The 20,143-nt window shown below is 71.0% G+C and carries 18 protein-coding genes; 7 read left to right on the plus strand and 11 right to left on the minus strand.

Annotated elements, in window-relative coordinates; genetic code table 11:
• Positions 1 to 442: 442 nt before the first annotated feature.
• The 4 genes from ACZ52C_RS23755 to ACZ52C_RS23770 all read left to right on the plus strand — a co-directional run bounded on the left by ACZ52C_RS23755 (position 443) and on the right by ACZ52C_RS23770 (position 5,267).
• Positions 443 to 1,765 (plus strand): ABC transporter substrate-binding protein, encoded by a 1,323-nt coding sequence (locus tag ACZ52C_RS23755; protein WP_469076624.1) that lies wholly within the window; start codon positions 443 to 445, stop codon positions 1,763 to 1,765.
• A complete protein-coding gene (locus ACZ52C_RS23760; protein ID WP_469076625.1) occupies positions 1,762 to 2,790 on the plus strand; it encodes a carbohydrate ABC transporter permease in 1,029 nt (342 codons plus the stop codon). The genes ACZ52C_RS23755 and ACZ52C_RS23760 overlap by 4 nt, the downstream gene beginning before the upstream one ends.
• Positions 2,787 to 3,695, plus strand: coding sequence for a carbohydrate ABC transporter permease (locus ACZ52C_RS23765; RefSeq protein ID WP_469076626.1), 909 nt, complete (start codon positions 2,787 to 2,789; stop codon positions 3,693 to 3,695). The genes ACZ52C_RS23760 and ACZ52C_RS23765 overlap by 4 nt, the downstream gene beginning before the upstream one ends.
• A 129-nt stretch (positions 3,696 to 3,824) precedes the next feature.
• Complete coding sequence (locus ACZ52C_RS23770; RefSeq protein WP_469076627.1) at positions 3,825 to 5,267, plus strand: GH1 family beta-glucosidase; 1,443 nt, start codon at positions 3,825 to 3,827, stop codon at positions 5,265 to 5,267.
• Positions 5,268 to 5,370: 103 nt separating this feature from the next.
• Here the strand turns inward: ACZ52C_RS23770 and ACZ52C_RS23775 are convergent, their stop codons facing one another.
• Positions 5,371 to 5,853: a GNAT family N-acetyltransferase gene (locus ACZ52C_RS23775; protein WP_469076628.1), complete on the minus strand. Its 483-nt coding sequence runs from the start codon at positions 5,851 to 5,853 to the stop codon at positions 5,371 to 5,373.
• Positions 5,854 to 6,013: 160 nt separating this feature from the next.
• Here ACZ52C_RS23775 and ACZ52C_RS23780 point away from each other — a divergent pair, with 160 nt between their 5' ends.
• Entirely contained in the window at positions 6,014 to 6,457 is a 444-nt protein-coding gene (locus tag ACZ52C_RS23780; RefSeq protein ID WP_469076629.1) for an NUDIX domain-containing protein, read from the plus strand.
• A gap of 76 nt (positions 6,458 to 6,533) precedes the next feature.
• Here the strand turns inward: ACZ52C_RS23780 and ACZ52C_RS23785 are convergent, their stop codons facing one another.
• The 7 genes from ACZ52C_RS23785 to ACZ52C_RS23815 all read right to left on the minus strand — a co-directional run bounded on the left by ACZ52C_RS23785 (position 6,534) and on the right by ACZ52C_RS23815 (position 15,570).
• On the minus strand, positions 6,534 to 8,552 hold the full coding sequence (locus tag ACZ52C_RS23785; protein WP_469076630.1) for a beta-galactosidase: 2,019 nt from the start codon (positions 8,550 to 8,552) through the stop codon (positions 6,534 to 6,536).
• Complete coding sequence (locus ACZ52C_RS23790) at positions 8,549 to 9,871, minus strand: glycoside hydrolase family 36 protein (RefSeq protein WP_469076631.1); 1,323 nt, start codon at positions 9,869 to 9,871, stop codon at positions 8,549 to 8,551. Before ACZ52C_RS23790 ends, ACZ52C_RS23785 begins: the two co-directional genes overlap by 4 nt.
• A gap of 27 nt (positions 9,872 to 9,898) precedes the next feature.
• Positions 9,899 to 10,792 (minus strand): carbohydrate ABC transporter permease, encoded by an 894-nt coding sequence (locus tag ACZ52C_RS23795; RefSeq protein WP_469076632.1) that lies wholly within the window; start codon positions 10,790 to 10,792, stop codon positions 9,899 to 9,901.
• The gene (locus ACZ52C_RS23800; protein WP_060884577.1) at positions 10,789 to 11,781 is read right to left on the minus strand and encodes a carbohydrate ABC transporter permease; all 993 of its coding nucleotides are present in this window, start codon (positions 11,779 to 11,781) and stop codon (positions 10,789 to 10,791) included. Before ACZ52C_RS23800 ends, ACZ52C_RS23795 begins: the two co-directional genes overlap by 4 nt.
• A gap of 52 nt (positions 11,782 to 11,833) precedes the next feature.
• Positions 11,834 to 13,144: an ABC transporter substrate-binding protein gene (locus ACZ52C_RS23805; RefSeq protein ID WP_469076633.1), complete on the minus strand. Its 1,311-nt coding sequence runs from the start codon at positions 13,142 to 13,144 to the stop codon at positions 11,834 to 11,836.
• Positions 13,145 to 13,400: 256 nt separating this feature from the next.
• A complete protein-coding gene (locus ACZ52C_RS23810; protein ID WP_469076634.1) occupies positions 13,401 to 14,828 on the minus strand; it encodes a sensor histidine kinase in 1,428 nt (475 codons plus the stop codon).
• 37 nt (positions 14,829 to 14,865) lie between these two features.
• Entirely contained in the window at positions 14,866 to 15,570 is a 705-nt protein-coding gene (locus ACZ52C_RS23815; protein WP_469076635.1) for a response regulator transcription factor, read from the minus strand.
• A gap of 89 nt (positions 15,571 to 15,659) precedes the next feature.
• Between ACZ52C_RS23815 and ACZ52C_RS23820 the strand changes: the two genes are divergently transcribed.
• Positions 15,660 to 16,274, plus strand: a complete 615-nt coding sequence (locus ACZ52C_RS23820; RefSeq protein ID WP_469076636.1) for a hypothetical protein — start codon at positions 15,660 to 15,662, stop codon at positions 16,272 to 16,274.
• Positions 16,275 to 16,311: 37 nt separating this feature from the next.
• Here ACZ52C_RS23820 and ACZ52C_RS23825 read toward each other — a convergent pair whose 3' ends face one another.
• Both ACZ52C_RS23825 and ACZ52C_RS23830 read right to left on the minus strand, forming a co-directional pair.
• Positions 16,312 to 17,184, minus strand: coding sequence for a spermidine synthase (locus ACZ52C_RS23825; protein WP_469076637.1), 873 nt, complete (start codon positions 17,182 to 17,184; stop codon positions 16,312 to 16,314).
• A 166-nt stretch (positions 17,185 to 17,350) separates the two neighbouring features.
• The gene (locus ACZ52C_RS23830; RefSeq protein ID WP_469076638.1) at positions 17,351 to 17,725 is read right to left on the minus strand and encodes a hypothetical protein; all 375 of its coding nucleotides are present in this window, start codon (positions 17,723 to 17,725) and stop codon (positions 17,351 to 17,353) included.
• Positions 17,726 to 17,983: 258 nt separating this feature from the next.
• Between ACZ52C_RS23830 and ACZ52C_RS23835 the strand changes: the two genes are divergently transcribed.
• A complete protein-coding gene (locus tag ACZ52C_RS23835; protein WP_469076639.1) occupies positions 17,984 to 19,495 on the plus strand; it encodes a hypothetical protein in 1,512 nt (503 codons plus the stop codon).
• Between the two features lie 39 nt (positions 19,496 to 19,534).
• Here the strand turns inward: ACZ52C_RS23835 and ACZ52C_RS23840 are convergent, their stop codons facing one another.
• Positions 19,535 to 20,131, minus strand: coding sequence for a histidine phosphatase family protein (locus tag ACZ52C_RS23840; protein ID WP_469076640.1), 597 nt, complete (start codon positions 20,129 to 20,131; stop codon positions 19,535 to 19,537).
• Positions 20,132 to 20,143 lie beyond the last annotated feature (12 nt).

Consider the following 20,143-nt stretch of genomic DNA (forward strand, 5'->3'; position numbering starts at 1 on the left):
CACCGGCCACCCGCCCGTGCACCAGCGACATCCGACCTGAGCACCAACGACCACCTGTCCGCGCACCGCCGACGCCCGACCCGAGCACCACCCACGCCCAGGAGCGAGCACCGTCGGCGCCCGACACCGGCCCGTCGCCGCCCGTCACCGCCGACCTCCGCCGCCCCGCAGGGACCGCGCACCCGACCGTTTTCGGGCATGGCCGACCATCGACCCCTGGGATTAGTTAACAGCCCGATAACCGAAGACATCTCTCCGCGCTCGCTCCCTTGACACCCCCGCACGAACCGACGACTCTTCAACACATCACTCGTGGGAGCGCTCCCACAGTACCTGGCACTTACACAACCCGCACGTTCCCCACCCGAGCCGCAGCATCAACACACGGGCCCAGCAACGCCATTGGCCGGGGGTCGGCACGTCAGGGCATCAGGAGGACGCAATGCGAGCACGTACCCGAACCGCCCGCAAGACGGTGGTCCTGGCAGCCGTCGCCGCCCTGGGCGCGGGGCTGCTGGCCGGCTGTGCCGAGGACTCGGACGGCGGCTCGTCGAACGAGGGCGACGGCAACACCGAGGGCAAGACCACGCTGACGGTCGGCACCTTCGGCGTCTTCGGCTACAAGCAGGCCGGCCTGTACGACGAGTACATGAAGCAGAACCCGGACATCGTCATCAAGGAGAACGTCACCACCAAGACCTCGGTCTACTGGCCCAAGACGCTCACCCGGCTGCAGGCCGGCTCCGGCACCGACGACATCCAGGCGATCGAGATCGGCAACGTCACCGAGGCCGTGCAGACGCAGGGCGACAAGTTCGTCGACCTGGGCAAGGAGGTCGACAAGTCGCAGTGGCTGGACTGGAAGAACCAGCAGGCCACGACCAAGGACGGCAAGCTCATCGGGCTCGGCACCGACATCGGTCCGATGGCGATCTGCTACCGCAAGGACCTGTTCGAGAAGGCCGGCCTCGAGACCGACCGCACCAAGCTCGCCGAGCAGTGGAAGGGCGACTGGAGCAAGTACGTCGACCTCGGCAAGGAGTACATGAAGAAGGCGCCGAAGGGCACCAAGTACGTGGACTCGGCGTCCTCGGTCTACAACGCGGCCCTCGGTGGCGCGACCGAGCGCTACTACGACAAGGACGGCAACGCCATCTGGGACAAGTCCACGGGTGTGAAGGACGCCTGGGACGCGGCCATGTCCGTGGCGACCAGCGACATGTCGGCGAAGCTGAAGCAGTTCGAGACGCCCTGGGACCAGGGGTACGCCAACGGCACCTTCGCCACGGTGGCCTGCCCGGCGTGGATGATCGGCTACATCCAGGAGAAGTCCGGTGACGCCGGCAAGGGCAAGTGGGACGTGGCGGCGGCGCCGACCGCGGCCAACTGGGGCGGCGCGTTCATCGGTGTGCCGACGGCGGGCAAGCACCAGAAGGAGGCCATCGCGCTGGCGAAGTGGCTGACCGCTCCCGAGCAGCAGGCCAAGGTCTTCGCCAAGCAGGCCAGCTTCCCGTCGACCCCGTCGGCGTACCCGACCCTCAAGCCGAGCCCCGACACCACCTCGTACTTCTCCGACGCGCCGCTGACGCAGATCTTCTCCGACTCGGCGAAGACGATCCCGGTGCAGCAGTTCGGCATCAAGGACCAGCCCATCGGCACCGCGATCGCCGACATCGGCATCGTGCAGGTCGAGCAGAAGGGCAAGAGCCCTGAGGAGGGCTGGGAGGCCGCCAGCAAGGAGATCAAGGACGTGCTCGGCCAGTGACCAGCTCCAAAGAGGCACTCGCGCATTCCGCGGCGAGCGCCGAGACCGCGCCCGGCGATGAGCCGGGCGCGGTCCGGGGCGCTCAGGGTCGCGGTACGCCGCCGGCCGGCACCGACTCGTGGCGCAGCCGGCTGTACCGCTGGGACATGAAGGCGTCCCCGTACGTCTTCATCTCCCCCTTCTTCCTGATCTTCGGGGCGTTCTCGCTCGTCCCGCTGCTGTACACGGGCTGGTACTCGCTGCACAACGTGCAGCTGGCCGACCTGGACAACCAGACCTGGGTGGGCCTGGACAACTACCAGAACCTGCTGTCCTCGGACTTCTTCTGGAACTCCCTCTGGGTCACCTTCTCCATCGGCGTGATCGCGACCGTGCCGCAGCTGCTGGTGGCGATCGGCATCGCGCACCTGCTCAACTACCGGCTGCGCGGCTCGACGGTGTGGCGGGTCATCATGCTCACCCCGTACGCCACGTCGGTGGCGGCCGCCACGCTGGTGTTCGTGCTGCTGTTCTCCTGGGACGGCGGCATGGTGAACTGGCTGCTGGACTTCATCGGGATCGACCCCGTCAACTGGCGTGAGTCCAACTGGGGTTCGAAGTTCGCGGTCTCCACGATCGTGATCTGGCGGTGGACGGGCTACAACGCGCTGATCTACCTCGCGGCGATGCAGGCGATCCCCGGCGATCTGTACGAGTCGGCGTCCCTCGACGGCGCGAACCGCTGGCAGCAGTTCATCCATGTGACGATCCCGCAGCTGCGGCCGACGATCCTGTTCACGGCGGTCGTCTCCACGATCGGCGCGACCCAGCTGTTCGGTGAGCCCCTGCTGTTCGGCGGGGCCGACGGTTCCAAGGGCGGCTCCGAGCACCAGTACCAGACGCTCGGCCTGTACATGTACGACCAGGGCTTCATGATCGGCAACCTCGGCAAGGCGTCCGCCATCGCCTGGACGATGTTCCTGATCCTGCTGATCGTGGCCGCGATCAACCTGCTGCTCACCCGACGGCTGAGGAAGACCCCATGACCACGAGCGAACTGACCCGTCCCCGGGCGCCGCAGCGGGCGCCGGAGCCGAAGGCCTCCCGCCGCCGCCGGGTGATGGGCGCGGGCAAGCAGATGCACGCGGGGCCGCTCACCTACGTCGTCCTGACCGTCTTCGCCGTGGGCTCGCTGGCGCCCCTGCTGTGGACGGCGATCGCGGCCTCGCGCACCAGCCAGCGGCTCGCCGAGGCGCCGCCGCCGCTGTGGTTCGGCGGCAACCTGTTCAAGAACCTGGAGACCGCCTGGGAGCAGGCCGGGCTCGGCACCGCGATGCTCAACACGACGCTCGTGGCCGGGACGATCACCATCGGTACGGTGCTGTTCTCCACGCTCGCCGGGTTCGCCTTCGCCAAGCTGCGGTTCCGGTTCTCCAGTGTTCTGCTGCTGCTGACCATCGGCACGATGATGATCCCGCCGCAGCTGGCCGTCGTCCCGCTGTATCTGTGGATGAGCGACCTGAACTGGTCCAACCAGTTGCAGACGGTCATCCTGCCCACGCTGGTCAGCGCGTTCGGCACGTTCTTCATGCGGCAGTACCTGATCCAGGCGCTGCCCTCCGAGCTGATCGAGGCGGCCCGCGTCGACGGCGCGAGCAGTCTGCGGATCGTGTGGCACGTCGTCTTCCCGGCGGCGCGGCCGGCGATGGCGGTGCTCGGGCTGCTGACCTTCGTGATGGCCTGGAACGACTTCCTGTGGCCCATCCTCGCGCTGAACCAGCAGAACCCGACGGTCCAGGTGGCCCTCAACGCCCTCGGCACCGGCTACATCCCCGACCAGTCGGTGATCATGGCGGGTGCGCTGCTCGGCACGCTGCCGCTGCTGATCGCCTTCCTCCTGTTCGGCAAGCAGATCGTCGGCGGCATCATGCAGGGCGCGATCAAGGGGTGACCCGGCCCGCCGCCGGGCACACACCGCAGAACCCCCTCGGGGGCTGGGCCATCGCCGCCCCGGCCCCCCGTACGTCCGTCCCCCCACCCACCACTGTCGGTCTGTGACGACCACTATGGGAGCGCTTCCATGCCTGAACCCGTGAACCCGGCCACCCCGGTGACGTTTCCTTCCGCCTTCCTCTGGGGCGCGGCCACCTCCGCGTACCAGATCGAGGGAGCGGTGCGGGAGGACGGCCGTACGCCCTCCATCTGGGACACCTTCAGCCACACCCCCGGCAAGACCGCCGGTGGCGAGACCGGTGACATCGCTGTCGACCACTACCACCGCTACCGCGACGACGTGGCGATGATGGCCGACCTCGGCCTCAACTCGTACCGCTTCTCCATCTCCTGGTCGCGGGTGCAGCCGACCGGCCGCGGCCCCGCCGTCCAGAAGGGCCTGGACTTCTACCGCCGGCTGGTCGACGAGCTGCTGGACAAGGGCATCAAGCCGGCCGTCACCCTCTACCACTGGGACCTCCCGCAGGAGTTGGAGGACGCGGGCGGCTGGCCCGAGCGGGACATCGTGCACCGCTTCGCCGAGTACGCGCGGATCGTGGGCGAGGCGCTGGGCGACCGGGTCGAGCAGTGGATCACCCTCAACGAGCCGTGGTGCACCGCGTTCCTCGGCTACGGCTCCGGGGTGCACGCGCCGGGCCGTACGGACCCGGTGGCGTCGCTGCGCGCGGCCCACCATCTGAACGTGGCGCACGGGCTGGGCGTCGCGGCGCTCCGCTCGGTGATGCCCGCCCGCAACACGATCGCGGTGAGCCTGAACTCCTCGGTGGTACGGCCGATCACGAACTCCCCCGAGGACGTGGCGGCGGCGAAGAAGATCGACGACCTGGCCAACGGTGTCTTCCACGGCCCGATGCTGCACGGCGCGTACCCGGAGAGCCTGTTCGCGGCGACCTCGTCGCTGACGGACTGGTCGTTCGTGCAGGACGGTGACGTGGCGACGGCCAACCAGCCGCTGGACGCGCTGGGGTTGAACTACTACACCCCGACCCTGGTGGGCGCGGCGGACGTCGACCTGCGGGGCCCCCGGGCCGACGGTCACGGGGCGAGCGAGCACTCGCCGTGGCCGGGCGCGGACGACGTCCTCTTCCACCAGACGCCGGGCGAGCGCACGGAGATGGGCTGGACCATCGACCCGACGGGCCTGCACGAGCTGATCATGCGGTACGCGCGGGAGACCCCGGGGCTGCCGATGTACGTGACGGAGAACGGGGCCGCCTACGACGACAAGATGGACTCCGACGGCCGCGTCCACGACCCCGAGCGCATCGCCTACCTCCACGGCCACCTGCGCGCGGTCCGCCGCGCGATCGCCGAGGGGGCGGACGTCCGCGGCTACTACCTCTGGTCCCTCATGGACAACTTCGAGTGGGCCTACGGGTACGGCAAGCGGTTCGGTGCCGTGTACGTCGACTACGCGACCCTCACCCGTACGCCGAAGTCGAGCGCGTACTGGTACAGCCAGGCGGCCAAGACGGGCGCCCTGCCGCCGCTGGTGACGACCTCGGCGTAGCGGCCACAGGACCGGGGGCAGGGGAAGCCCCCCGGGGGAACGGGGGAGCGGGGGACCGGGGCGCGGCGCGCATAGGGGAGCGCCGCGCCCCGGACGTCGGTGGTCAGAGCCGGCGGTAGTAGTGCGCCGTGGGGAACGGGGCGCAGCCGAGGCTCTCGTAGAGGGCGCGGGCGGGGGCGGGGAAGGCGTCGCCGCCGGTGCCGATCTCGACGAGCTTCGTGCCGCGTCCGCGCAGGTCGGCGAAGGCGTGCTCGCACAGGGCGGTGGCCGTGCCCTCGCCGCGGTGCCGCTCGTCCACGGCGAGCAGGGTGATCTCGCCGTGGTGCCGGGCGAGGTCGGCCCGCCAGGCGACGTACCCGGCGATCACACCGTCGGTCTCGGCGACCGCGACGTACTTGTCCTGGACCGGGTCGTGCAGGGTGGGGACCAGGGCGCGGTAGTCGTCACGCCAGTCGGCGTGCAGCGTGGTGAGGACGAGCCCGTCGAGGACCGTACCGAGGGAGTCCTCGAAGAACGGGCGGAACGTGTCGATGGTGAGCTGGGTCAGTCGTGCCAGGTCGTCCCGGACGAACGCGCGCATGAGCATGGAGTGGACCTCTCGGATGCCGAGGGAGGAAAAGGACACCTCGGGCCCGCCGATCACCCGCAGGTGTCGGTGGACCGACCTCGGTGGCGCGTACGGCAGGACGCGAAGCACTCCATACGCGTCATGCTAGGGCCTGCCGACCAGGGAAGGGGGCGCGCCCGTGACGCTGTTGGTCGCCGCCGTCATCGTCCATGACCGGGCCGCGGGCCGGGTCCTGCTTCTTCAGCGGGGTGAGCATGCCAGGTTCGCCCGGGGGAGGTGGGATCTGCCCGTCGGGAAGAGCGAGCCCGGAGAACCCGTCACCGGGACCGCCGTGCGGGAGCTGTACGAGGAGACGGGGCTGACCGTGAAGCCGGAGGCGCTGGAGGTCGCGCACGTCATCCACGCGGCGCGGGGCGTCGACGCGCCGGACGGCTTTCTCACCGTCGTCTTCGTCGCCCACGAGTGGACGGGCGAGCCCGGGAACCGGGAGCCGCACAAGCACTCCCAGGTCCGCTGGTTCGCCACCGACGCCCTCCCCGAGGACTTCGTGGAGGGGAACGCCGACGCGTTGCGCGGCTATCTCGCCGACGGCCCCCGGATGTCCGTGTACGGCTGGGCGTGACCCGGCGCGCAGGCACCCTGAACGCCACAGGGCCGCGCCCCCGGAGGAGGCGCGGCCCTGTGGTGTCGTGATCGGGTCAGCGGGGTTCGCGGACGACCGCCACGTCACCGGCCGGGACCAGCACGGTCGCCGGGGCGCCGGTCGTGGTGACGGACTTGCCCGTCAGCAGGTCGACAGACCCGGCGGCGACCTCGACCTCGGCGTCGGCGTCGCCGTGGTTGATCAGGAAGAGGTAGTCCGCCTCCGTCCCCCGGCGCAGGGCCGCCTCCACACCCTCCGGGGTCGGGCGCACCGACGTCACTCCCGCTTCCTCGCGGACGCGGTCCAGGAGGGAGGCGAGGGTCGTCGGGTCCGGGCGGGTGGCGACGTACCAGGCGGTGCCCGAGCCGTGGGTGTGACGGGTGACCGCCGGGATCCCGGTCAGGGGGCCGGAGGTGTACGACGTCACCGCCTCCGCGCCGGCCAGGGCGACCCGCTCCGACCACAGGGACGCCGTGCCGCCGTCGCTGAGGCCCACCGACTCGCCCGGCAGGAGGGGGAAGACCTCGTCCGTGCGGACGCCCAGCGCCTCGCGGAACGCGCCCGGGTAGCCGCCGAGCCGGATGTGGCAGTGCTCGTCCACCGCGCCGCTGTGGAAGCCGACGGCGAGGGTGCCGCCGGTCCGCGCGTAACCGGTGAGGTTCGCCGCGCCCTCGTCGTCCACCAGGTACAGGCTGGGGGCCAGCACCAGCTTGTAGGCGGAGAGGTCGGCGTCGGGGCGGACGAAGTCCACCGCCACACCGGCCCGCCACAGCGGCTCGTACCAGGCGCGGATCAGGTCCTGGAAGCGGACCTGTTCGCTGGGCTGGGAGGGGAGTTCCAGCGCCCACCAGGCGTTCCAGTCCCAGACGATCGCCACCTCGGCGACGCCCGTGCTGCCGCGGACCTCGGCCAGTGAGCGCAGGTCGGCGCCCAGGCGGACGACGTCTCGCCAGATCTGGCTGTCGGTGCCGGCGTGCGGGAGCATCGCGGAGTGCCACTGCTCGGCGCCCGCCTTGGCGGCGCGCCACTGGAAGTAGGCGATGCCGTCGGCGCCGCGGGCCACGTGTGCGAGGGCGTTGCGGCGCATCTCTCCGGCGGTCTTGGCGCGGTTGACGGGCTGCCAGTTGACCGCGCCGGTGGAGTGTTCCATCAGCAGCCACGGGCTGCCGCCGGCCAGGGAGCGCACCAGGTCGCCGCTGAGGGCGATGTCGATCTGCGACTCGGGGTCCGTCGACTGGAGGTAGTGGTCGTTGGAGACGATGTCCAGCTCCGGCGCCCAGCGCCAGTAGTCCAGCCGGTCGAAGTTGAACATCACCATGAAGTTGGTGGTGGCCGGGGTGGACGGAGCCGCCTCCAGCAGCACCTCCCGCTCCGCCTTGCACAGCGACAGCAGCGCGTCGGAGCAGAAGCGGCGCCAGTCCAGCTGGTGCGTCGGGTTCGGCACCGCGCCCGTCGCACGCGGCGGGATGATCTCGTCCCAGTCGTAGTACCACTGGCTCCAGAACGTCGTGCCCCAGGCGTCGTTGAGCGCCGCCAGGTCGTCGTCGTACTTCTCCCGCAGCCAGACGCGGAACGCCGCCGCGCTGGTGTCGCAGTGGCACTCGCCGTTGTGGCAGCCGTACTCGTTGTGGACGTGCCACATCACGACGGCCGGGTGGTCGGCGTAGCGCTCGCCCAGCACCCGGGCGATCCGCAGCGCCGCCTCGCGGTAGGCGGGGCTGGAGGGGCAGAAGGTCTGGCGGCTGCCGTAGGACAGGGTGCGGCCGTCCCGGTCGACCGGCAGCGCCTGCGGGTGCTTGACGAAGAACCAGGCCGGCGGGGCCGCCGTCGGGGTCGCCAGGTCGGCGGCGATCCCGTTCTCGTGCAGCAGCGCGAGGATCTTGTCCAGGCGGGAGAAGTCGTACTCGCCCTCACGCGGCTCCAGCAGCGCCCAGGAGAAGATGTTGACGCTGACCATGTTCACGCCCGCCTCGCGCATGAGGCGTACGTCCTCGGCCCAGACCTCCTCGGGCCACTGCTCGGGGTTGTAGTCACCGCCGTAGGCGATACCGGGGACGTTCAGTTCGCGCTTCATTCGGAGGCCTCCGGGCCCTTCGTCAGCAGTCGGCGGGTCGTTTCCACGCCCCAGGGGTCCAGGGAGAGCAGGCGGTCGCTGGAGGCCATCAGGCCTCCGGTGGCCTCGACGTGCGCCGCCCAGCGTTCGCGGGTCTCCACGGCCGGGCGGGCCATCAGGCAGTCGGGGTCGTTCACCCAGAGGCGGCCGTGCTGCCACTGGCGGCCCACGCCGGTGAACTCGGCGGGGTCCTGGCCGGGCTGGCTGTAGTCGTCGGCCTCGGGGCGGCGGTGCGGGGCCGTGTCGGGGCTGACCCGCATCGCGTCGAACAGGCCGATGGACGGCAGGATCGGCGCGCCGCAGCCCAGGAGGTAGGCCTCGGGGCCGATGGCGGCGCGGATCAGTTCGATGCCCTGGCGGTACGCCGTGAGGGCGTCCACGGTGGCGTGGCGTACGCCGTCCAGCGCGCCCGCGTACAGGAAGTCGACCTTGAAGTAGTCGTAGCCCTCGGCGCGCAGGGTGGTGAAGACCTCGGTGAGGTACGCCGCCGCCTCGGGGTGGGTGGTGTCGAGGACGTACAGGTCGTGGCCCCAGTTGTGGCCGGCGTGGGTGAAGCCGCCGGTCTCGTCGCGCACCAGCCACTCGGGGTGCTCGGCGGCCAGGGCGCTCGACGGGTCGACGAGGAAGGGGGCCGTCCAGATACCGGCGCGGCGGCCCCTCGACCGGATCACCTCGGCGATGCCCGCGCGGGAGCGGAAGCGGCCGGAGAGGGTGAGCCAGTCGCCGAGGGCCTTCTGGTAGCCGTCGTCGATCTGCACGACGTCGATGGGGAGGTCGAGGGTGTCCATCGCACGGATGTTCTCGTGGATGTCGTCCTCGGTGACGGAGGTGAAGTACTCGTACCAGGAGCACCAGACGGTGGGGGCCGGGCGGGGGGCCGCGAGGCCGAGGCTCGCCGCCCACTCGCCCAGCACCGCCTGGATGTCCGTGCCGGTCCACTCCTTCACCGGGCCGTCCGAGGTGACCTCGGCGACCCCGTCCCTCACCACCAGGCGGATCGAGGGGACCTGGTGCACGGGGTCGGGGGCGGCCCACAGCCGGACCGGTGTGCCGTCGCCCGGGTCGAGGGCCAGCAGCCCCTCGCCCTGGAAGGCACCGGCCGGGACGGTGACACCCGGGCGGTAGCAGACCGTGGCCCAGTTGTCGCTGGTCGGACGGTACGGGGTCGCGTCGAGGGCGTAGGAGCCGCTGGGGCTCCAGGACTGCCAGCCCTCCTCGTGGACCCGTGCCGTACTGGTGTCCACGGGCACGGAGGCCACGTGGGTGAAGGGGTGGTGCACGAAGGGTTCTCTCTCAGAAGTGGCCGGTCAGCCCTTGTTGGCGCCGAGGGTCAGGCCGCTGACGAACTGCCGCTGGAGCGCGAAGTACACGATCAGCGTGGGGATCGCGGTGAGCAGGGCGCCGGCGGCGACGAGGTTGGGGTCGGTGAAGTACTGGCCGGAGAGGTTGTTCAGCGCCGAGGTGATCGGCATGTTCTCGCCGGTGGAGATCAGCACGAGGGCCCAGAAGAAGTCGTTGTAGATCCAGATCGACAGCAACGTCGCCAGGGCGGCCATCGCGGGCTTGCACAGCGGCAGCACGATCTGCCAGTACAGCCGCCACACCGACGCGCCGTCGACGAGGGCCGCCTCGGTCAGCTCGTGCGGCAGGGAGCGCATGTAGTTGCTGAGGACGAAGGCGCAGAAGCCGGACTGGAAGGCCACGTGGATGAGGACCAGGCCGAGCGCGGAGTCGTACAGCTTGCCGGACATGGTGATGCCGGGCAGGTCGATGAGCAGGTACATGCGGTACAGCGGGGTGATGATGACCTGCTGCGGGAGCAGGTTGCCGGCGGTGAAGACCAGCAGCAGGAAGAGGTTGACGCGGAAGTCGAAGCGGCTGACGTAGAAGGCCACCATCGAGGACAGGAACAGCGTCAGCAGCACCGCGGGGACGGCGATGATCAGGGTGTTCACGAAGTAGTGCGTCATGTCCGACTGGGTGAACGCGTTCGTGAAGTTGTCGAAGCTCAGGCTGTCGGGCCAGGAGACGTAGCCCTTCTCCGATGTCTCGCCGTAGGGGCGCAGGGCGGCGTACAGCGCCCACAGCAGGGGCGCGAGCCAGGCCAGGGCCATGCCGACGAGGAAGACGTGCAGGACGATCCGGGCCGGGCGGACGGGCGTGCGCTCCTTGGGAGCGGTGGTCGCGGCGGTGGTGCTCACGCTTGCCGCTCCTTCCGGAAGGTCGCGATCAGATACGGGATGATCACGGCGAGGGAGATGACCAGCAGGACGACGGCGATGGCCGATCCGTAGCCGATGCGGCTGGACTCTCCGATGATGTTGTTGGTGACCAGGATCGAGAGGAGTTCGGTGCCCTCGGCGCCCTTGTTGAAGACGAAGACGAGGTCGAAGGCGCGCAGGGCCTCGATGATGGTGACGACCAGGACGACGGTGTTGGTCGGGCGCAGGGTGGGGAAGATGACGTTCTTGAACGTCTGCCACTCGTTGGCGCCGTCCAGGGCGGAGGCCTCGCGCAGCGAGGGGTCGACGCCCTTCAGGCCGGCCAGGTAGAGGATCATCATGTAGCCGGTGTGGCGCCAGGACGCGGCGACGAGGATGGCCCACAGGTTGAGGTCCGGGTCGCCGATCCAGTCGATGTAGTGGCCGGGTTCGTTGGCGCCGATGATGCTGTTGATCAGGCCGGTGTCGGGGTTGTAGATCAGCTGCCAGACGAAGCCGATGACCGCCAGCGACATCACCACCGGCAGGAAGAACGCGGTCTGGTAGACGCGGCTGAAGCGGATGTTCTTGTCCAGTTGCACGGCCAGGAACAGGCCCAGCGGTGTGGGGATCAGGATCAGCGCCACGAACCAGACGATGTTGTGCTCGACGGCGGGCCAGAACTGCGGGTTGTTGGTGAACAGTTCCTCGAAGTTGTGCAGCCCGACCCACTTGATGGAGTCGAAGCCGATGCCGTCCCAGGTGGTGAAGGCCAGCAGGATCGAGGCGAGCGCGGTCACCCACACAAGGGCGACATGCAGGATCGTCGGCAGACCCGCCATCAGACCCAGCGTGAGCCGGTCACGGCGGGTCAGCAGCCGCCGATGCCCCTGGGGCACCTTGGTGGCTGTCTTCGCGGTCTTTGCGGCAGGGCCGGAGCCCGGAGGCGGCGTGGCCGCCTCCGGGCTCTCGGTGGGGGTGGTCGTCATGTCAGGAGGTCATCCAGTCGTGAGGACGGTCGATCGTCAGGACGGTCGGTCGTCAGGACGCGAAGATCGTCTTCTTCTGCCGCTCGATGGAGGTGAGCAGGCTGTCGACGCCCTTGGGGTCGCGGATGAACTTCTGCAGCGCCGGCTGCATCACCGTGGAGGTGAAGTCGGGGCGGCTGTCACGGTCCATGAACTGGGTGAGGCTCTTGGCGCCCGAGATCATGTCGTACGCCTTCTTCTGCAGCGGCGTGTACGAGGAGGTGTCGGCCTTGGTGGAGGCGGCCACCACGTTCGGGTCGGCCTTGAGGTAGATCTGCTCCGCCTCGGGGGTGCCGAGGAACTCCATGAGCTTGACGGCGCCGGCCTTGTTCTTCGGGGCCTTGCTCATCATGAAGCCGTCGGTGGGGGCCTCGACGGTGTCCTGGCCGTACGCCGGGTCGATCTCCGGGAAGGCGAAGAAGTCGAGGTCGTCCAGGTCCGCCTTGTTGGTGAACTGCTGGCCCACGAACGAGCCCAGCAGGTACATGCCCGCCTTCTTCGACACCAGGGTCTGCGCGGCGTCCTGCCAGGTGCGGCCGACCGCGCCCTCCTGGTGGTACGGCAGCAGCTCGGCCCACAGGTCGAACGTCTTGCGGACCTTGGCGTCCGTCCACGACGCCTTGCCCGCCATCAGCTCGACGTGGAAGTCGTAGCCGTTGGTACGGAAGTTGAGCTGGTCGAAGGTGCCCATCGCCGGCCAGGCGTCCTTGTCACCGAAGGCGATCGGGACGAGCTTGTCCTTCTGCATCTGCTTGCACAGGGCGATCAGCTGGTCCCACGTGGTGGGAACCTCGTAGCCCTTCTCCTGGAAGACGCTCTTGCGGTAGAAGAGCGCCCAGGGGTAGGTGTACAGCGGCACGAAGTAGGACTTGCCGTCCTCGCCCTGGCTGAGCTTCTTCATCGCGTCGGGGAAGTTGCCCCCGATCTTGTCCCACACGTCGTCGATCGAGGTGGCGAGGCCCTTGGCCGCGAAGAACTGCATGCGGTAGCCGGCGAACCAGTGGAACACGTCGTCCGGGGTGCCCTGGAGGTAGGAGTTGATCTGCTCCTGGAACGTGTTGTGGTCCTTGGTGTTCACGTCGACCGCGATCCCGGACTGCTTCTTGAAGGCCGCGTAGATCTCGGCGAACGCCTTCTTCGGCACCGCGTCCGACGCGTTGGAGCCGACGGTGACGGTCTTCGAGTCCGCGGCGCCACCGCCGCTGCCGCCACAGGCGCTGAGCAGGGGAACTCCAGCGCCGAGCGCGGCCGCCCCGCCTATGCCCCGCAGCAGGGTGCGACGGCTCGTGCCGGGGACGGCGAGACCGGAAGGTGTGAGATGCATGTACGGCTCCCTGGGGACAGGTGGTTCGGTCTCAATGGCCCTCTCGCCGGCCACTGATCGAAAACAATCAGAAACCAACTCGACCGAACACGGTGGCCGCCATAACAGCTCTATGTCATGTCATGAGTCAAGACTTCTTGTCCCCCTTTGTTGAAACGTAATCCCTGGTTGTCGAAACGTGACCGACACACACGTGAGCCACATCACTCACGGACATGCACCCCCATACGGGGACACAGTGAACGCACAAGCCCGATCACGACGAGACTCGTGACGGACCGAGGCCCGAGAAGGCCTTGCTCTGTTTGCGACGGCGTAGGGCGGCGCCCCGCTGTCCCTTCCGCCCCGCGGCCCTGCCGTCCGTCCCGCCGCCGCCGCTCAGCTGGATCCATATCCGCACCTCGGTCCCGCCCAGCACCGACGACCCGATACGCACATCACCGCCGGTCGACTCGGCGAGGCGGCGCACTATGTCGAGGCCCAGACCGGTCGAGCCGTCGCTGCCGGAGCCCCGGCCCCGGGCCATCGCGGCCTCGGGATCGGCGATGCCGGGACCGGCGTCGGAGACGAGAACGATCACCGCGTCCTCGCCGTTGTGAACGTCCACCGCGAACGCCGTGCCCTCCGCGGTGTGCCGGAAGACATTGCCGAGGAGGGCGTCCAGCGCGGCGGCCAGGTCGGCCCGGCCCACGGGTGCGCGAACCGGGCGCCCGACCCCGGCCACCCGCCACTTGCGGCCCTCGTCCTCCGCGAGCGCCGACCAGAACGCCATCCGCTCCCGGACCACTTCGGCCGCGTCGCACCCGGCACCCGGCCCGGCCACCGCCGTCCGCGGCTTGGCCTCCCGTGCCGTACGGATGATCGTGTCGACCTCCCGCTCCAACTGCTCCACCGCCGCCCGCGTCTGCTCGGCGGCCGGCCCGTCGCCGAGGGAGGCGGCGTTCAGCCGCAGCACGGTCAGCGGGGTACGCAGCCGGTGCGACAGGTCGGCCGCCAGCTCGCGCTCGTTCGCCAGCAGCTGCACCACCTGGTCCGCCATCGCGTTGAACGCCACCGCCGCCAGCCGCAGCTCCTTCGGCCCCTGCTCGGGCACCCGCGCGCCCAGCTGCCCCTCCCCCAGTTCACGCGCGCTCTCGACCAGCCGCCGCGCGGGCCGGACCATCCGCACCCCGAGCCGGTCGGCCACCGCGACCGAGCCGACGATCAGCAGCGCGCCCACCGCGGCGAGCACCGCCCACGCCGTGGCGACCCCGTTGCTCACCGCCGCCTCGGGCACGAACACCTCGACGACCGCTATCTCGCCGGAGCTGAGCGCGGTCGGCTGGAGCAGCGTGGACCCGCCCGGCACCTCGGTGGTGGAGGCACGGCCCAGCCTCCGCACGGTCGCGATGTCCTCGTCCGAGGCGCGCTGCCGGCCCAGGTCGAGCCCGGCGGACCCGGTGCCGTCCGCCGGCAGATGCACCGCCATCCCGTCGTCCGACCCGGCCGCTGCGACGACCCGCTCCAGCTGCTCCCGGTCGGTGGTGATGGAGAGCGCCGGGGCGATCGCGGCCGCCTCCCGCTCGGCGCCCGAGAACGCCCGGTCCCGCGCCATCTCCCTGACCACCAGCCCGAGCGGCACCGCGAAGGCCACCACGACCATCGCCGTCACCGCCAGGCACACCTTGACCAGCGCCCACCTCATGGCAGCACCGTCCCGCACGCCCGGCGCGATGCCCGCCTCATGGCCGCGCCCCCGCCCCCGGCGGCTCCAGCTTCACCCCGACGCCCCGCAGCGTGTGCAGATAGCGGGGCCGCGCCGCCGTCTCCCCCAACTTCCGGCGCAGCCACGACAGATGGACGTCGATGGTCTGGTCGTCGCCGTACGACTGCTGCCACACCTCCGCCAGCAGCTCCCTGCGCGCGACGACGACACCGGGTCGGCCCGCGAGGAAGGTGAGCAGGTCGAACTCGCGCCGGGTGAGGTCGAGTCGTACGCCGTCCAGCTCGGCCTGCCGCCGCAGCGGGTCGATCGCGAGGCCGCCGACCCGGATCACCGTGGACGGCGGCGCCTCGGCGCCCGACCCTCGGGAGCGGCGCAGCACGGCCGCGATCCGGGCGGACAGGTGCTCGACCGAGAACGGCTTGGTCAGGTAGTCGTCCGCGCCCGCGTTCAGCAGGCGGACGATCTCCGACTCGTCGTCCCGCGCGGTCGCGATGATCACCGGGACGTCCGTGATGCCGCGCAGCATCTTCAGCGCCTCCGAGCCGTCGAGGTCGGGCAGCCCGAGGTCGAGGACGACCACGTCGAAGCGGACATGCGCGACCTCGCGCAGCGCCTCCAGCGCCGTACCGACGCTGCGCACGGTGTGGGCGGCGTCGGTCAGATGCCTGATCAGCGCCGAGCGTACGAACTGGTCGTCCTCGACCACGAGCACACTTGCCATGCGCCGCACCGTACGCCAAACGGCAGGGGCCGGTCGGGGCCTGTGGACAACTCGTTTGCCCACGACACCACCGGGGCCGGTGGGGCAGTATGGCCGCGATGCGCAGAGGACTCCTACACGTACTGGCCTGGCTGCTCGCCACGGGCGCGGCGGCCACGGTGACGTGGTGGGGCGTCCACACGGTGCTGGCCGGCACCGCCTACGACCCGCCCCGCGCGCTGCCCATCACGGCCGCCGACGCCCGGGCCCAGGGCCCGCCCCCGCCGCACACGCCCACCGCGCTCCCGGAACCGTCGCGGAGCGCCGGTGAGCGGAAGGGCGGCGGCGCGGACGACGGCAGGGACGGCGACGGCAGGGACGGCGACGGCAGGGACGGCGACGGCAGGGACGGCGACGGCAGGAAGCCGTCCCCCACCCCGCCCGCACCGCCCGAGTCCGCGAAGCCCGGCTCCCGGCCGGGCACGGGCGCCCCGGCCGACCCGGGTGAGGTCAAGGCCTACGACACCGAGGGCGGCCGGGTGGTCCTCTCGCTCAACGAGAGTGACGCGACTCTCGTGTCGGCGACGCCCGGACCGGGTTGGTCGATGCAGGTGTGGAAGACCGAGACATGGGTCCGGGTCGACTTCGCCGCCGGTGCGGACCGGGTGTCGGTGTTCTGCACCTGGCACGACAGCGCGCCCCGGGTGGACGTCCAGAACTTCTGACGCGGAGCGGTGGGCTCAGCGCGACAGCGCGGTGGGCTCAGCGGAACACCGACGACGGCGGCGCCGGTGAGGCGGTCGCCGCCGCGTCCGTCACCGGCACCGCTCCGCCCGTGAAGTCGGTGAGCGCGCGGCCGTGTTCGACGCGGCCGGGGTGCGGGTCGGAGGCGGCGCGACGGGTCAGCTCGGCGATCGGGAGGGGTCGGTCGGAGGCGACGAGCACCGCGTTGCCGAATCGTCTGCCCCGCAGCACGGTCGGGTCGGCGACCAGCGCCAGTTCGGGGAAGACGACGGCCGCGGTGGCGATCTGGGCGCGCAGATGGGCCAGCGGCGGACCGTCGGCGAGGTTGGCGGCGTAGCAACCGCCGGGCTTCACGACCCGGCGTACGTCCGTGAGGAACTCCGTCGACGTCAGGTGCGCCGGGGTGCGCGCCGCGCTGAACACGTCCGCGATCACCAGGTCCGCCCACCCGTCGGGCACTTTCGCGAGCCCCTCGCGCGCGTCCGTCGACCGCACCCGTATGCGCGCGCCCGGGTCCAACGGCAGTTCCCGCCGGACGAGTTGGACAAGGGCCGCGTCACGCTCGACGACCTGCTGGGTGGAGCGGGGGCGGGTGGCGGCGACGTACCGGGCGAGGGTGAAGGCGCCGCCGCCGAGGTGCACGGCGTGCACGGGCCGTCCGGCCGGGGCGACCAGATCGATCACGTGCCCGAGCCGCCGCTGGTACTCGAAGGACAGATACGCCGGGTCGTCGAGATCCACGTGCGACTGCGGCGCCCCGTCGACCAGCAGCGTCCAGGCCCGGGCCCGCTCACGGTCCGGCACCAGCTCCGCGAGCCCCCCGTCGACCTCCTCGACCACGGCGTCGGAGTCACGCCCACGCCGCCCCTGCCCCTTCTTCGACCTGCCCATGAACCCATTATCGGGCGCGGGGCACCCTGTGCGCGCCGGGCACCGGAAGCGCCCCTTCAGGGGCGCGGGGCTGTGTCACTGTGCGGCTCCGCCGCGTGGGCGCGACGAGCCACGACGATCCCGCACCCGCCGACGAACGGAACCCCTACGGCGACCGGCGCTGGAATCAACGGCAGTTGTCCGCGGCCTCGATCAACCGCGCCGCCTCCCCCAGCGCGGCGCGCAGCACCGTCGGATCGGTCGCGAGGTCCGCCTCCCCCGGCGGCAGCAGCCAGCCCGCGCCCTCCGGAGGAGCCAGCACGGCCCCCCGCCCGTCGCTCTGTGTGCAGGTGCTCCCCGGCACGTCCCACGCGTCGGCCGTACCGGGCGGCACCAGGAATCCGAGCGTGTCGCACGTGTCGTCGTGCAGTACGGGTCCGACCGTCATGACGGGCCCCACCGCGTCGAGGGCGCCCCGCCGCAGGATGTCGACCGCCTCCAGCCCCTGCCGCGTGGGCACGGTCACCAGGTCGCACTCGGAACGGGGTTCGAGGTTCTTCATCCGGGCCTCCCACGCCTACCAGCGCCCTGCCCAACGCACCTCCCTGTCAACGGCTACGGCGAAACTGCGCCGCAAAGGATGGCAGTTCATGGCAGATCCAGGATGAGATATCCGGTTTGTAGCCAAACCTCGCGTGGGGGCCCCGATGGGGCGGGTACGTTCTTGCCCCGCCGGACACAGCGGAACCAACCGTGCACCACGCATACAAGTCCTACTGAATCCGGCATGGTTCGACGGTTCGCGAGAGAGGGCCCGGCCATGACGTCGTCATCGGTGACCTCGTCCCAGTCCCCCCGTCCACAACGGCCGAATTCCGCCTTCAGGCAGCTGCGCGGGCAGCGCTCGCCGGGCGAGTTCGCCGCCGCGGTGCGGCGGGCCGCGCGTGAGATCGGCGAGCGGGTGAGCTGTGACGCGCGGTACGTCGGGCGGGTCGAGGCGGGCGAGATCCGCTGCCCGAACTACGCGTACGAACGGGTGTTCCTGCACATGTTTCCCGGCCGAACGCTGACGGACCTGGGGTTCGCGCCCCGCGCGGAGGTACGCGGTCGGGGGGCGCGCCCCACCGACGAGGCGCCCTCCCCTCGCAACAAGAGCCGCTCGCACTCCTCATACGGAAGGGAGGGTGAGACGGAAGGGACGTACGAGCCGTATGACACGCAAGAGACGTACGACATGCAGGACCCGCGGGGCGACACGGGCTATGTGCGCGGCCGGCGGGGCACGCACCAGGCGTACCAGAACGACGAGGAGAGCGACGTGCAGCGTCGCGCGTTCATGACCGGAGGTACCGCCGCGATGGCGGCCGCCTCCTTCGGCCCCTTCGCCCTCGGCGGCGCGGCCTCGGCCGCGACCCGGCCCGTGCACCGGGCGGGCACGGGGGAGGCGGGGGCCCTCGAAGCCGCCGTGCGCAAGATCCGGCTGCTGGACGACCGGCACGGGGCGGACGGGCTGTACCGCAGGGCCTCGGCGCCGCTGCGGGCCGCGTACGCACTGCTCGACGCGGGCACCACCCGGCAGCGCACCGCCGACCGGCTGTACGCGGGGGCGGGCGAACTGGCCATCTCCGTGGGCTGGCTGGCCCATGACTCGGGGCGCTTCGACGACGCCCGCTCGCACTACGCGGAGGCGCTCGCCACGGCCCGGATGTCCGGGGACCCGGGCCTCGAGGCGCACGCGTTCTGCAACACGGCGTTCCTGGCGCGCGACGCGGGTCGGCCGCGTGAGGCGGTCCGGGCGGCGCAGGCCGCGCAGCGGGTCGCCCGGCCGCTGGGCTCACCCCGGCTGATGTCCCTGCTGGCGCTGCGGGAGGCGGGCGGCTGGGCGGGCCTCGCCGACCGCACCGGGTGCGAGCAGGCGCTGGCCCGGGCGCACGCCCTGTTCGGGCGCGGCGCCGCCGAGGCCGACCCGGAGTGGATGAGCTTCTACGGGGAGGCCGAGCTGGAGGGCCTGGAGGCGCAGTGCTGGTCGACGCTGGGCGACTGGCCCCGGGCGGCCCGGCACGCGCGCCGGGCGGCCCATCTGCAGAACCCGCACTTCACCCGGAACATCGCGCTCTACACCGCCGAGCTCGCGGACGACCTCGCGCGCGGGGGGCGTCCCGACGAGGCCGCGGCCGCCGGGATGCGGGTCCTCGACCTCCTCGACGAGGTCCAGTCCTCCCGTGTCCAGCAGATGCTGGCGGGCACGGCACGGGTCCTGCTGCCGCACCGGCGGGCGTCGGGGGTGTCGGCGTTCCTGGAACGCCACGCGGGGGTCGCGCGGACAGCCTGACCGCCGGTACCGGCCGGGGCGGGCCCGAGTGCCCGGGCCTCAGCCCGCCAGGTGCCCCGTGTCGTTCCAGGACTCGATCGCCGGGTCGCCGTAGGCCCAGCCGAGGACCGACAGGGACGTCGGGTTGAGGCGGACGCGTGCGGCGAAGCCGAGGTCCAGGCCCAGCCAGCGGGCGGCTATGGAGCGCAGCACATGTCCGTGGGCGAAGACGAGCACGTCGCGCTCGGCGGACCGCGCCCACGCGACCACCTCGTCCGCGCGCGCGGAGAGCTGCTCCAGGGTCTCGCCGCCGGGGACGCCGTCGCGCCACATCAGCCAGCCCGGCCGGAAGGCCTGGATCTCGGCGGGGGTCAGTCCCTCGTACGCCCCGTAGTCCACCTCCATCAGCGTGTCCCACTCGGCGGCGCGGTCGCCGAAGCCGGCCAGATCGCAGGTCTCACGCGCGCGGGAGAGGGGACTCGTACGGACGTCGACACCGGGCAGCCCGTCCAGGGGCGCCCGGTGCAGACGCTCCCCGAGAAGCTTGGCGCCGCGCCGGCCCTCTTCGAGGAGCGGGATGTCCGTCCTGCCGGTGTGCTTTCCGAGCAGGGACCATTCCGTCTGTCCGTGCCGGGCCAGCAGGATGCGCGGTGCCATGAGCGACCTTTC

The organism is Streptomyces sp. NPDC034049 (genome assembly GCF_055575575.1).

Excerpts from the sequence above, each read along its gene's own strand:
- ACZ52C_RS23755 (WP_469076624.1), top strand. The coding sequence starts at position 443 with ATGCGAGCACGTACCCGAACCGCCCGCAAGACGGTGGTCCTGGCAGCC.
- ACZ52C_RS23765 (WP_469076626.1), top strand. The coding sequence starts at position 2,787 with ATGACCACGAGCGAACTGACCCGTCCCCGGGCGCCGCAGCGGGCGCCG.
- ACZ52C_RS23770 (WP_469076627.1), top strand. The coding sequence starts at position 3,825 with ATGCCTGAACCCGTGAACCCGGCCACCCCGGTGACGTTTCCTTCCGCC.
- ACZ52C_RS23775 (WP_469076628.1), bottom strand. The coding sequence starts at position 5,853 with ATGCTCATGCGCGCGTTCGTCCGGGACGACCTGGCACGACTGACCCAG.
- ACZ52C_RS23785 (WP_469076630.1), bottom strand. The coding sequence starts at position 8,552 with ATGAAGCGCGAACTGAACGTCCCCGGTATCGCCTACGGCGGTGACTAC.
- ACZ52C_RS23800 (WP_060884577.1), bottom strand. The coding sequence starts at position 11,781 with ATGACGACCACCCCCACCGAGAGCCCGGAGGCGGCCACGCCGCCTCCG.
- ACZ52C_RS23805 (WP_469076633.1), bottom strand. The coding sequence starts at position 13,144 with ATGCATCTCACACCTTCCGGTCTCGCCGTCCCCGGCACGAGCCGTCGC.
- ACZ52C_RS23810 (WP_469076634.1), bottom strand. The coding sequence starts at position 14,828 with ATGAGGTGGGCGCTGGTCAAGGTGTGCCTGGCGGTGACGGCGATGGTC.
- ACZ52C_RS23815 (WP_469076635.1), bottom strand. The coding sequence starts at position 15,570 with ATGGCAAGTGTGCTCGTGGTCGAGGACGACCAGTTCGTACGCTCGGCG.
- ACZ52C_RS23820 (WP_469076636.1), top strand. The coding sequence starts at position 15,660 with ATGGCCGCGATGCGCAGAGGACTCCTACACGTACTGGCCTGGCTGCTC.
- ACZ52C_RS23825 (WP_469076637.1), bottom strand. The coding sequence starts at position 17,184 with ATGGGCAGGTCGAAGAAGGGGCAGGGGCGGCGTGGGCGTGACTCCGAC.
- ACZ52C_RS23830 (WP_469076638.1), bottom strand. The coding sequence starts at position 17,725 with ATGAAGAACCTCGAACCCCGTTCCGAGTGCGACCTGGTGACCGTGCCC.
- ACZ52C_RS23835 (WP_469076639.1), top strand. The coding sequence starts at position 17,984 with ATGACGTCGTCATCGGTGACCTCGTCCCAGTCCCCCCGTCCACAACGG.
- ACZ52C_RS23840 (WP_469076640.1), bottom strand. The coding sequence starts at position 20,131 with ATGGCACCGCGCATCCTGCTGGCCCGGCACGGACAGACGGAATGGTCC.